The sequence below is a fragment of the Amycolatopsis sp. NPDC043885 genome, from assembly GCF_056435685.1.
Genome location: NZ_JBWKEA010000018.1, coordinates 179,715 through 191,044, shown reverse-complemented (window position 1 = coordinate 191,044; position 11,330 = coordinate 179,715). Strand labels below are relative to the sequence as shown.

The 11,330-nt window shown below is 68.3% G+C and carries 10 protein-coding genes and 1 pseudogene; 5 read left to right on the top strand and 6 right to left on the bottom strand.

Features of this window, described 5'->3' with window-relative positions:
* Window positions 1-78: 78 nt before the first annotated feature.
* Both AC069I_RS36095 and AC069I_RS36090 read left to right on the top strand, forming a co-directional pair.
* Window positions 79-579, top strand: a pseudogene (locus tag AC069I_RS36095) (P-type ATPase actuator domain-containing protein); the annotation flags it as partial.
* 113 nt (window positions 580-692) lie between these two features.
* The gene (locus AC069I_RS36090; RefSeq protein WP_478267392.1) at window positions 693-1,508 is read left to right on the top strand and encodes an HAD-IC family P-type ATPase; all 816 of its coding nucleotides are present in this window, start codon (window positions 693-695) and stop codon (window positions 1,506-1,508) included.
* Between the two features lie 569 nt (window positions 1,509-2,077).
* Here the strand turns inward: AC069I_RS36090 and AC069I_RS36085 are convergent.
* The 3 genes from AC069I_RS36085 to AC069I_RS36075 all read right to left on the bottom strand — a co-directional run bounded on the left by AC069I_RS36085 (window position 2,078) and on the right by AC069I_RS36075 (window position 5,105).
* Window positions 2,078-3,151 carry a family 43 glycosylhydrolase gene (locus AC069I_RS36085; RefSeq protein ID WP_340681310.1) on the bottom strand — a complete coding sequence of 358 codons (1,074 nt, stop codon included), beginning with the start codon at window positions 3,149-3,151 and terminating at the stop codon, window positions 2,078-2,080.
* 1,013 nt (window positions 3,152-4,164) lie between these two features.
* Entirely contained in the window at window positions 4,165-4,815 is a 651-nt protein-coding gene (locus AC069I_RS36080; RefSeq protein WP_478224598.1) for a LiaF transmembrane domain-containing protein, read from the bottom strand.
* Window positions 4,812-5,105: a DUF4342 domain-containing protein gene (locus tag AC069I_RS36075; RefSeq protein ID WP_478267391.1), complete on the bottom strand. Its 294-nt coding sequence runs from the start codon at window positions 5,103-5,105 to the stop codon at window positions 4,812-4,814. The genes AC069I_RS36080 and AC069I_RS36075 overlap by 4 nt, the downstream gene beginning before the upstream one ends.
* Before the next feature lie 134 nt (window positions 5,106-5,239).
* Here AC069I_RS36075 and AC069I_RS36070 point away from each other — a divergent pair, with 134 nt between their 5' ends.
* Window positions 5,240-6,241, top strand: coding sequence for a zinc-binding alcohol dehydrogenase family protein (locus AC069I_RS36070; protein WP_478224892.1), 1,002 nt, complete (start codon window positions 5,240-5,242; stop codon window positions 6,239-6,241).
* Window positions 6,242-6,253: 12 nt separating this feature from the next.
* Here the strand turns inward: AC069I_RS36070 and AC069I_RS36065 are convergent, their stop codons facing one another.
* The 3 genes from AC069I_RS36065 to gap are packed head-to-tail and all read right to left on the bottom strand — an operon-like array spanning window position 6,254 to window position 9,371.
* Complete coding sequence (locus AC069I_RS36065) at window positions 6,254-7,210, bottom strand: DUF3048 domain-containing protein (protein WP_478224596.1); 957 nt, start codon at window positions 7,208-7,210, stop codon at window positions 6,254-6,256.
* On the bottom strand, window positions 7,207-8,355 hold the full coding sequence (gene nagA, locus AC069I_RS36060) for an N-acetylglucosamine-6-phosphate deacetylase (RefSeq protein ID WP_478267390.1): 1,149 nt from the start codon (window positions 8,353-8,355) through the stop codon (window positions 7,207-7,209). Before nagA ends, AC069I_RS36065 begins: the two co-directional genes overlap by 4 nt.
* The gene (gene gap, locus AC069I_RS36055; RefSeq protein WP_478267389.1) at window positions 8,352-9,371 is read right to left on the bottom strand and encodes a type I glyceraldehyde-3-phosphate dehydrogenase; all 1,020 of its coding nucleotides are present in this window, start codon (window positions 9,369-9,371) and stop codon (window positions 8,352-8,354) included. The genes nagA and gap overlap by 4 nt, the downstream gene beginning before the upstream one ends.
* A 218-nt stretch (window positions 9,372-9,589) precedes the next feature.
* Between gap and AC069I_RS36050 the strand changes: the two genes are divergently transcribed.
* Window positions 9,590-10,222: a GAF and ANTAR domain-containing protein gene (locus tag AC069I_RS36050; protein ID WP_478267388.1), complete on the top strand. Its 633-nt coding sequence runs from the start codon at window positions 9,590-9,592 to the stop codon at window positions 10,220-10,222.
* Window positions 10,223-10,277: 55 nt separating this feature from the next.
* The gene (locus AC069I_RS36045; RefSeq protein ID WP_478267387.1) at window positions 10,278-11,003 is read left to right on the top strand and encodes a GAF and ANTAR domain-containing protein; all 726 of its coding nucleotides are present in this window, start codon (window positions 10,278-10,280) and stop codon (window positions 11,001-11,003) included.
* Window positions 11,004-11,330 lie beyond the last annotated feature (327 nt).

Here is an 11,330-nt window from a genome sequence, read left to right as displayed (position 1 = left end):
GCTATCTGTGTGACTGCGGATGTGCGTGAGCGCGCGAGCCTTGCCGATCAGCCCGTGCCCCGGCGGCGGTGGGCAGGGATGTGGGTGCTGCCGGAAGTGCGGTGGGCGTCCGCCGCGACGGTTCTGTTCCTGGTGGGATCGCTGGTCCAGGTCGCCGACGGGCCGTCTTGGCTGTGGTGGGGCTTGTATCTGGCCTGCTATGTCACCGGTGGCTGGGAGCCGGGCTGGGCGGGCTTGCGGGCGTTGTGGGAGCGCAAGCTCGACGTGGACCTGTTGATGGTCCTCGCGGCGATCGGTGCCGCGGCGATCGGTCAGGTTTTCGATGGTGGGCTGTTGATCGTCATCTTCGCCATCTCCGGGGCGTTGGAGGCGATCGTCACCAAACGCACCGAGGACTCGGTTCGTGGGCTGCTCGACCTCGCCCCCGAGCGGGCGGCCCGGCTCACCGGCGTGGGCGAGGAGATCGTGGACACCGCGGTGCTGCGGGTGGGCGATCTGATCGTCGTGCGGCCGGGTGAGCGGATCGGTGGTGACGGGGAGGTCGTCGAGGGCGCCGGTGACGTCGATCAGGCGAGCATCACCGGTGAGTCGCTGCCGGTCGACAAGAGGGTCGGGGACGAGGTGTTCGCCGGCACCTCGCATTGGCCGCGGCCGCGGAACATTCCTCCGAACACCCGTTGGGCCGGGCTGTCGTGGCGGCGGCTCGCGACGCCGGGATCGCGCTGCGTCCGGCCGGGGACTTCACCTCGGCGCCGGGACGTGGCGTGTCGGCTCGCGTGGATGGCCGCGGGATCGAGGTCGGCAGTCCGCTGCGGCTGCTCGACGACGATCACGACCAGGCTCGCGTCATCGTGGCCGAGCTGGAGGAAGCCGGGAACACGGCCGTCGTGGTCCTCGTCGACGGCCTCCCGGCGGGTGTACTGGGACTGGCCGATCGGGTGCGGCCCGCGGCGGCCGCGACGATGACCCGGCTGACGGCGCTGACCGGTTCCGAGCCGGTGCTGCTCACGGGTGACAACCGGCGCGCGGCCGCCCGCCTCGCGGGCGAGGTCGGCATCACCGACGTCCGGGCGGGCCTGCTGCCCCAGGACAAGGTGGCCGCGGTGCGCGAACTGGAAGCGCGGGGCGCCAAGGTGATGGTGGTCGGTGACGGCGTCAACGACGCTCCCGCGCTGGCCGCGGCCCACACCGGCGTCGCGATGGGCCGGGGAGGATCCGACCTCGCGCTGGACACCGCCGACGCGGTCGTCACCCGGGACGAACTCGCCACCATCCCCGCCGTGATCAGCCTTGCTCGCCGTGCCCGGCGTCTCGTCGTCGCGAACCTGGTCATAGCTTCGGCCTTCATCGGTGTTCTGGTGGTGTGGGATCTGGTGGGCCATCTGCCCTTGCCGCTCGGCGTGGCCGGGCATGAAGGGTCCACAGTCATCGTCGGCCTCAACGGACTGCGGCTGCTGCGCAAGCCGGCCTGGCGACGGGCAGCCTCGTCCACCGGAGGAAAGTCCTGATGGTCAAGCGCCTCGTGAAGTGGCTGGATCAGCGGCTCGACGTTGATCAGTGTGGTGCGCTCGTCAGGAGCGACTTTGATTGACAGCCGAGGCCCTCAGTGGGCAGGGACCACGCGGCTTCGGTGGAATCGGGGGGCCGGCATTCGAGCGCGACTCCCTCGAGCGCGGCGAGCACGCTTCCGTCGGTGAGTGCGTGGACTGCCCGAACGTGGCGGCGGCTCGTCCAGTGGACGCCGCGATCACGGCAGATGCTCGACAAGGGCTTCGATGCCGACGGGGCGGGATGAGTCTCTTGTGGCGCCGGCATCGAGACCGAGTCCGCGACTGCGATGGCTCCGGCCGGAAGTGAATCCCAGTCGGTGCGTTCCACGGTGAGAACGGTCTGCCTGGTCGCGCCGGATCGGTCAAAGGAAACCTCGCAAACGCACGACAGGAAACCGCTCCCGGGCAGGCGATCGACTTTGCCCGACCCCCTGCCCGGGAGCGGCCCTTGGCCGCCGTTCATGACAAGCCGGGTGCGTGAAAGCCCTTTCAGCACACGCCCGGGTGAGACGTCCGGATCAGGGGCCTTAACTGAGGTAGAAGCCGCCGTCGTTGCGGAGGACAGTCGCCACGATCGGGAACCGGCGGGTGCCGTTCCACCAGTGGTAGACCGCGTGGTACTGGCCGTTGGCCGCCTGGAAGAAGTCCATCCCGCCTGGGCCGGGGTGGTTGCCGGGCAGGCCGCGGTAGGGGTTGAGGCCCCCGGCGCCGGTGTACCCGAAGTACGGCCGCTCGGCCCCGTTCTGCCGTGGTGTGCAGCGCGTCGACGGGATCGGGCCGGTGCCGCACCTGGCGATGCCGGTCGCGTACCGTGCGCTGTCCCAGTTGTTGCCGGAGTAGGCCAGGTACCAGTAACCGTCGGCGGACTTGAACATCGACGGGTTCTCGATCACGTGTGTGCCGCCGCTCATCCGGATGGTCTCCCAGCCGATGTCGGTGCTCTTCAACGCGTCCCGGCGGGTAGCCCAATCCGCCATGCCGTTGGACTGGGTGCGCACGATCGAGATGCCGGTCTCCGGGTACGAGGTGATGGCGTCGTCCCGGTAGGCGACATACATGGCGCTGCCCGAGACGAACGGGTTCGCGTCGATGGCCCAGCGGCCGTTGCCCGGGCACGCCCACTCGACGGGGTTGGTGAACGGCCCGCGTGCACTGCCCGAGACGGCGCGGCCGAGGCATTTCTGGCCGGTGCCCCGCTTGGACGCGGTGTAGTACATGAAGTAGGTGTCGCCGAAGCGGACGACGCCGGGCGCCCAGATGTTGCCCTCCGCCCAGCTACCCGGCCCGTTGGGCAGTGCGTCGGCCGACGCGCAGGTGCCCACACCGACGGTGTTGCCGGAGCCGTGTACGAGCACCGGCACGAACAGTTTGCCGGTCACGCCGCACCGGGCGCCGACACCGGCGCCGACCGTGGTGCCGTAAGTGACGTATGTGCCGTCCTTCGCCTGGACGGTGTCCGGGTCGGCGAGTGGGAACGTCGACTCGGCAGCCGCGGTTGAGACACCGTCGGCCGCGCTGGCCGTGTTGACCGCCATGACGGCGGTCGCGGCGGTCGTCGCGAGCACGCCCGCCACGAGTAATCTGGTCGTCCACTTGCGCATGCTGAATCCCTTACTGGGCAAGGAGAGTGGTGTCGGTCAGGAGGAGCACCTGGCCGCCCGCGGCCGAGGCGGCAAGCCCGGCCGCTGCGATGCCGAGCATGATTCGCCGGGGTGACCAGCTGCTCTCCCCGGTTACTAGTCGACGGACAAGTGCGCCGGTTGCAAACTATGTGACCCCAGTCGCCAACGCGACTGAAAGCGTGGAAACTGCCGGTCGATGCGTCCGTACGGCCTATCCGGCGGTGCCGTTCGACCTACCGCGGCGCTGCGCGGTGATCCGATCCGCCCGCCGAATGGCTATGACATCCGAGCCGCGTTGCCCTGGCAAGCGGTCGATTTCGCCGTCGCATGGGCCGGGAACCTGCGGGTCTTGCGACCTTGTCGCCCGTGAACAGGCGGAACTCGGCCTGGCTGGTCTGGATCATTGTCGTTGTCGGAGGCGTCAGCGGGTGGTAGGGCTCGCCATTCTTCGTTACCCGTGGAACGGGATGTCTCTGTGGAAGGTCGCTCCCAGGACTTCAAAACCTCGAGGTTCCGTTCCGCAGCTTCATCTCGCGCGAGGCAAAGGACCCGATGGGGCGCGTGGCGAGAGACGGTGCGCGATCTCGATCTGAGGGTCGGACGCTGTCATGGTCGACGCGCTGTCGCTCGCCGCTGTTCGTGGATGGCTGTATAGGGGCGGCATCGGTGTAGTCGTGCCGTACGCTCCGCTCGCATGTGCGCACTCACCCGGACCATGACCGCACTGTTCGCGGTGTGCGGGAAGCGGCCAAGCGGCTGCGGTACGCGCTGGGGGCCAGGCGCCGAGGCGTTGCCGATCGACGCCAAGCCCGGCACTGCGTGCCTTCCAGGACCTTCTCGGGGGCGGTTCGTGACCGCGGTCCAAGCCGCCGGTGGCGCGACCGCCGGCCCTGTTCCGCCGGAGCCGCGAGCCGATCGCGACCACGTGAAGGCTCGGCTGCCGCGGTACCGGCGCGACCTCTGGGCCGCGACTGCACCGCGCAGTCACTTCGTCATTTCTCAGGTGTGTTCGTGACCTCGACGCCTCCGAAGATCGCGGTCGCGTTCACGGCGAGCACAGGAGCGTCCGCCGGGAGATCACCGGTACCGTCGGTTTTGTCCTCCAGGCCGCCCATGAACGGCAGACCGCCGAGCGAGACCCGCCAGCCCCGCGGTACCAGCACCTTGACGCCGCCGAACAAGGCGAAAGCGTCCACCGTCGCTCCCTCGTCGATGCGGGCTTGACGAAGGTCGAGCGTCGAACCGCCGAAGATCGCCGAGACGTCGGTGTGCCGCAGGTGGCGGGACTGTTCCCTGGTGGTCGCTCCACCGAACATCACGAGCGGTGTCCTGGTGCCGTGCTCCCGGCGCAGTCCGGCGAGCACGGCGAATCCCGCCACCGCCAGCAGGGTCGGCCACCAGAGGCCGCCTTCCGCCAGGTCCAGGGTGCCCGCGAGCAGGATGAGCCCGATCACCGTCACGGCGGCCGGTCCGATCGACATCCGTCGCTGGGACAGCATCGCGACGATGCCGAGGCCGACCAAGGAAGCCGGCCACCAGGCGCCGAGCAAGCCACCGGTTTCGAGGACGCCGGTCGCGTCGAGGATCCCCAGCACGCCCAGGGCCACCAAGACCAGCCCGACCCAGAATCGAACGGGTTTCACGACGGCTTCTCTCCCGACGCCGGGTCGCCGCGGCGTTCGACCGCGATGGACCAGGGGCCCGCGAGCGCGGTGATCGCGCCGACCGCGGTCACGACCGGTGCGAGGACCGCGGCGACGATACCGGCGTTCACGGGTACATCGAGGATCACCCGCTCCTGGGTGTCCTTGACGACGATGCGCCGGACGTTGCCCTCACGGACGAGCCGTCGCACCTTCTCGGTGAACACTTCGCGTGGCTCCTTCGGCGCCGAGGATTCGGTCACTTGCTGATCTTCTTTCTGCACAGTCATGGTTTCCTCTCCCTTCCGCTTCCACGGTGAGGCCTCGGCTCGCCGGGTGGCAGTGACCTTCGGTCCTTCCCCGCGGCCGAAAGGCGCACGATCCTGAACGGAGGACTTTCCGACGGAGGAGGCCGTTCGTGAAGATGCGCGCATGGCGGGTCACCCGGCCCGGGCCGATGGCTTCGAGCCCACTTGAGTGGGCGGAGGTGCCGGTCTCGCGACCTGCCGCCGACGAGGTGCTGGTCAGGGTGCTGGTGTGCGGGGTCTGCCGCACCGATCTGCACGTCGCCGAGGGTGACCTGCCGGTACGTCGGGTGGGGGTGATTCCGGGACACGAGGTCGTCGGCGAGGTGGTCGCCGTGGGGAACGAGGTCTCCGGCTTCAGTACGGGCGACCGGGTTGGAATCGCTTGGTTACGTGAAACTTGTGGCCGGTGCCGGTACTGCCTTCGCGGCCGGGAGAACTTGTGTCCGGAGTCGCGCTACACCGGTTGGGACGAAGACGGGGGGTACGCCGAATTCGCGGTCGTACCGGCCGCTTACGCTCTTCCGCTACCCGAGGGGTACACCGACGACGAGCTCGCGCCCTTGTTGTGCGCCGGTCTGATCGGCTACCACGCGCTGGAGCGGGCGCAAGTACCCGAGGGCGGTCGGCTGGGGATCTACGGGTTCGGCGGAAGTGCCCACCTGACCGCCCAGGTGGCGATCGCCCGTGGCGCCACCGTGCACGTGATGACCCGCAGCGAGGAAGCCAGGAAGCTTGCTTTGGCTCTCGGAGCGGTCTCGGCCGTCGCAGCTACCGAGCCGCCGCCTGAGCCTCTGGACTCGGCGATCCTGTTCGCGCCCGCCGGAGAACTGGTTCCACCCGCCCTCGAGGCTCTCGATCGAGGCGGGACACTGGCACTCGCCGGGATCCATCTCTCCGACATCCCGTCACTGAACTATCAGCGGCACCTCTTCCAGGAACGTCAGGTGCGCAGCGTCACGGCGAACACGCGCGCCGAGGCGCGAGAGTTCCTGGCGTTGGCGGGGACACACCACCTCGAGGTGAGCACGGTGCCGTACCCACTGGACGGGGCGGATCGGGCGCTCACGGATCTGGCGGCGGACCGGGTCAACGGCGCGGCCGTGTTGCGGGTGGGCTGACCGCCGCGTCGTTCACGCGGGAACGAGCAGGATCCACAAAGGACCGTCGGACACCGGAAGCGGCTGCCCGGACGCGGTCGTGAACCTGGTCGGCGCCGTTGCCGTCACACGGTCCCAGGTAGCCACGAACCGCTGCCCGCCTCGCCACATCGTCGCCTGCCCGGTGCCGACCGTCTGGGCGATGGGGAAGTTGGGGACCGTGCCGGTCTCCCCGCGTTCGCCGAGCCGGACGGCGACCCGCTGTTCGACGATCGTCGCCGCGCCGACCTGGCCGCCGTCCACCGAGGTCAGTGGCGAGCCGTCCAGACCGATCAGGTACCTGCCGATGTCCTGGGACCAGGTGAACGTGAAGGCGGCCGCCGGGTAGCGGATCGCCGAGGTGGCGGTTGCCGTGCCGGATTCCGGTGCGGCGCCCGCCTCGGGAAACGTGCCTTCCGGCGCGACCTCGCTGTCGGGGACCTGACGTGGGCGAAGGTAGAGATTGTGCGGTGACGGCCGGGAGTCGTCGCGGAAGTACGCGTTCGGGATTTCCGTGGGCGAAGCGCTCGTCAGTGAAGCCGAACGCAGAGACGGCAGCAGCTCCGGTGCGGCGCCGGAAAAGGCGAGAGCGGGTCGTCCGAATTGGGCCAGCAGGCTGAGGTCGGTGGCCCGTGCGCTGCGCACCGGGCCGATCACGGCCGGCGGGCGGCCCCGGTAGAGCGCGAGCAGCCGGGTCAGTCCGCCCTCGACAGGTTCCACGTACACGAGGTCCGCGGCACCCAGCCCGGTCTGCGGCCGGGCGGCCGCCACGTTGTCGATCTTGACGGCCAGTACCGCCCGGCGATCAGACGCGGCGGCTTCGCTGGACGACGCAGCGGGGGCCGAGTCGGTCCCGCTCGTCGGGCCGGACAGTTCCCGCACGAGGAGGACCACTGCGACGACGAGCACCACGGCCCCCGCCGTCGACGCGATCCACCAGGACTTCTTCACGAGGGTCGGCCCGTTTCCTTCGTCCGGCTCGACGCCGGCGCCTGATGATCGACCGGTATTCCCCGGTGGAAGATGCTCAGGAGACGCATGGCTTCATCGAGAACCAGCACATCAGCGCGGTCGCCGGGCCGCAACAGGCCGATGTCGGCCCCTGGATACAACCTGGCCGGAGTGCGGGTCGCCGCGTTGACGGCCGCCTCGGTGGCGATGCCGATGTCGCAGGCGTGGCGGACGGCATCGAGCAGAGTGATGGTCGTACCGACCAGAGTGCCGTCGGCGCGGCGGGCGACGCCGTCGGACACTGCGAAGTCGACGCTTCCAAGGCGGTAGTGGCCGTCCGGACAACCGCCGGCGGCGAGATCGTCGGTGACCAGGATGATCCGGTCCGCAGCCGCTTGGAAGGCCAGGTGAATCGCCTCGGGAGCCAGGTGGCTGGGGTCGGCGATCAGGCCGATGGACACTTCACGGCGGGTGAGAGCGGCACCGACGATACCGGGGTCGCGATGGGTGAACGGACGCATCGCGTCGAAAAGATGCGTGATCAGCCGGGCGCCGTGATCGATCGCGGCGTGTGTCGCGGCGGCGGTGGCGTCGCTGTGTCCACAGGAGACGAGTACCCCGGACCGCACACACAGGTCGACCAGCTCCACAGCGCCCGGGAGTTCTGGAGCGAGGGTCAACTGTGTGACCGGGCCGGCGTCCAGCAGCCGCTGTGCGAGCGTGAGATCCGGAGCGCGCAGGTACTCGACGGGATGGGTGCCAGGCCGTTCCGAGGACAGGAACGGACCTTCCAGATGGACCCCGAGGACACGGGCCCCGCCGGGCACACCCTGAGCTTTGCCGGCGGTGGCGATCGCTCCGAGGGTCCGGTCGGGCCGGTCGGTGATCAGTGTCGGCTGGTAGGCCACGACGCCGGTCCGGGCCAGCGCGATCCCGGCGCGCACGTGGTCGTCGGTGTCCGCGGTCAGGAAGTCCACTCCGGCGAAGCCATTGATCTGGAGATCGATCAATCCGGGGATGGCCAGGCCACGACCGGGGCTGGAGAGCCCTACGGCGGCGACCCGGCCGGAGTCCTCGTCGATCTCCACGTCACCGGCGCGATAGTTCCCGCCCACCAGGGCACCGGCGACACCCAGCCGCTTCATCGCGGCGGCAAGCTTCGCGCGATCAGCTCGACCAGTTCCACTGTGCGAGTCGCGTAACCCCATTCGTTGTCATACCAACCGAAGACCTTCGCCAGATGCGAGTCGGCCTTGGTCAGCGGGGCGTCGAACACGCACGAGGCCGGGTCGCCGATGATGTCGCGCGACACGACGGGCGCTTCCGTATAGCGCAGAATCCCCTTGAGGGCACCGTCCGAGGCCTCGGCGAACACATGGTTGACCTGCTCGGCGGTCACCGGGCGCTCGAGTTCGACGGTGAGGTCGGTCAGCGAGCCGTCCTCGACCGGCACGCGCACCGCGACCCCGTCGAGTTTGCCCGCCAGTTCTGGTAGGACCAGTCCGATCGCCTTGGCGGCGCCGGTGCTGGTGGGCACCACGTTGACCGCCGCCGACCGAGCCCGGCGCGGGTCCTTGTGCGGACGGTCCAGCAGGGCTTGATCGCCGGTGTAGCTGTGGATGGTGGTGAGCAGGCCGCGCCGGATACCGAACGCCGAGTGCAGAACCTTGACCATCGGCGCGACACAGTTGGTGGTGCACGACGCGTTGGAAACGATGTGATGGTTGGTGGCGTCGTAGTCGTTTTCGTTGACGCCCAGCACGATCGTCGCGTCGACGTCTTTGCCCGGCGCGGAGATCACGACCTTCCTGGCGCCGGCGGCCAGGTGCGCGCCCGCGGCTTCACGAGTCCGGAACTTGCCGCTGGACTCGATGACGACATCGACGCCGTACTCGCCCCACGGCAGCCGGGCCGGATCGGCCTCCGCGGTGACCTGGACGAGCTGGTCGCCGACGCGGAGAGCCTCGCCGTCGACGATCTCGACAGGTGTGCGGAGTTTGCCGTAGGTGGAATCGTGGACCAGGAGGTGCGCCAGCATCTCGGGCGAGGTGATGTCGTTGACCGCCACCACTTCGATCGGGCTTTCCGGCGACTCCAGAACGCAGCGGAGGATGTCCCGCCCGATCCTGCCGAAGCCGTTGATCCCGAGCCGTACCGTCATGATCGTCTCCCTTGTCGTCCTTCGGTCCACCGATGATCTGCTCGGCAGCGAGGGACGCCGTAGAGACGAAGGTCCTCCCTCGAACAGGCGAATGACCGCGTCGGATCTGTTGTGATTTGCCCCGTGCCCGCAGTGCCCGCTAACCCCTTCGGGGTCTGCTTCAATAACCGGTCTGACGTGGAGAGCGGTTTACTCGACAGTGGAACGAGGCGGTGACGATGACCGGCGACAACGGCGGCCCGCTGCCTCAAGTGCTGCTTTGGGCTGTTGAACATGCCGCCTCACTGGGGCGCTCACTTTCCACGACTACGCTGTGCGAGGCGGCTGTCGGGCGGCTCGAGGTGGACGGCGTGGCTTTGACGATCGACACGCCGCGAGGTGTGTCCGACACCCGCTGCGCGACGAGTCCACTCGCGGAGCAGTTGGCCGAGTTGCACGACACAGTCGAGGAGGGGCCGTCGGTGGACGCGTGTCGGGAGGGTATCGCCGTTCTGGCCGCCGATCTCGACACTCCGGAACTTCAAAGTCGTTGGCCCTTGTTCACACCCCTGGCGGTGGCGGTGTTCGCCTTGCCTTTACGGGTCGGCTCGATCGTGCTCGGCGCTTTCTCACTGCACCGGGTTGACGCCGTTGCGCTGAGTCCCGCTCCCCGGATCGAAGCTTTGCCGTTGCACAGCGCGCAGGTGCACCAGGCGACCGGAATGGTCTCCGCTCAACTGGGGGTCAGTGCGCGCGACGCGCTGGCCAGTCTGCGAGCACGCGCCTTCGCGGAACAGAGAACGCTCAGCGATCTGGCTGCCGCGGTCGTGGCTCGCGAAGTTCGCTTCGCTCCCTTCAAGGAGCCGCCATGACCCTCTCGCCCGTTCCTCAAGGACCTCTTGCGGATCAGAGGACAAGGACGCTCCGATGATCGAAGACCGTATCGTTGATGCGCTGGCGGAGCTGGCTGACACGTTGCTGGCCGACTTCGATGTCATAGAGTTCTTCCACCTGCTGGTGGAACGTTGTACACAGCTCTTGGACGCGGACGCGGCAGGCGTGCTGCTGACCACCCAGCACGGTCCGCTGCAACTGGTCGCCACGTCCGAGGAGTGGATACGGCTGACGGAGTTGTTCCACCTTCAGACAGAGGAAGGCCCGTCACTGGATGCCTTCCAATCCGGTGTGCGGGTCGAGGAGCCGGATCTGCACGTCGCACCGGCTCGGTGGCCGAGGTTCGCGATCGCGTCCACCGATGCCGGTTTCGCCGCCGTAGCCGCGATTCCCATGCGTCTGCGAGGCGAGGCCGTCGGGGTGCTCAACATTCTCCGGCGGAACCGCGGCGAGTTCGATGTGAGGGACCTCCGGACCGCTCAGGCATTGGCGGACGTCGGGACGATCGGTCTGTTCCAGCATCACCCTGTTCGCCACTACGAGTTCGTGACCGAGCAGCTTCAGGCGACGCTGGAGAGTCTCATCGTGGTCGAGCAGGCGAAGGGAGTCGTCGCCGAACATCTAGCCGTCGACATGGCGGCCGCGCTCTCCGCGCTCCGCGGCTATGCGAGTCAGCGCAATCTGAAGTTGAGCGCGGTCGCCGGTTCCGTGATCGAAGGTGAACTCAGCGCGTCGGCATTGCTCGATGCTCCGGAATGACCGTGGGAGGTCGATCAGCCTGCGCATTGGAGGATTGGAGAGTATTCAGGGGCGCTTTGATCGCTAACCCATCGTGGTGGAAGGTTCACCCGCCTTCGGCGTAGTTGAATTTGCTCTTGTCGGTGGCCGTGTGGTGGCAAATTCGTCGACACGCTGGACGCGTACCAGGTCGCTGCGGGGAGCGTCGAGATTCTGGCGCCTCGCCGGGAGCGCTCGCCTGGTGGAATGGTGAAGAAGAAGGTTTGAAGAGGGTCGTGGGGGGGGGTTTTGGGTTGGAACCCAAAAACCCCCCCCAACCACCCCCCCCCAACCCACCCCACTTTTCTT